Here is a 347-nt window from a genome sequence, read left to right on the forward strand (position 1 = left end):
CTCCCGCGCCTGGTGCGCTCCAGGAGGGCATCCGCACGGTTACGGGCCTCATTCGTCCGCTTCAGGCCACGCGCTCATACATCTGGCTGCTCGTCCTGGCACAGTTCGGAATCTTCGTAGCGTTTATCACTCCGCTCGCGATCTCTCTTGCGGTGCGGGTGAGCGCACTGGCGCCGGGCTTCGAAGAGGTGTACCTGGGCTACATCACCGGAGCGGCCTCCATCGTCGTGATGATTATCACTCCTATTGTCGGAATCCTCAGCGACCGGACGCGCTCGCGTCTGGGTCGTCGACGTCCGTGGATCCTCGGCGGAATGCTCGTCGGCGTGGGGTCGCTGTTCGTCATG

Annotated in this window: 1 protein-coding gene; it reads left to right on the top strand. The window is 63.4% G+C overall.

Going from position 1 to position 347, the window contains the following annotated elements:
* Window positions 1-347, top strand: a 347-nt coding sequence (locus SB660_RS19380; protein WP_410583863.1) for an MFS transporter, incomplete at both ends; no start/stop codon positions are given.

The sequence above is a fragment of the Bacillus sp. SIMBA_005 genome (genome assembly GCF_046535585.1).
Classification (GTDB): Bacteria; Bacillota; Bacilli; order Bacillales; family Bacillaceae; genus Bacillus; species Bacillus pumilus.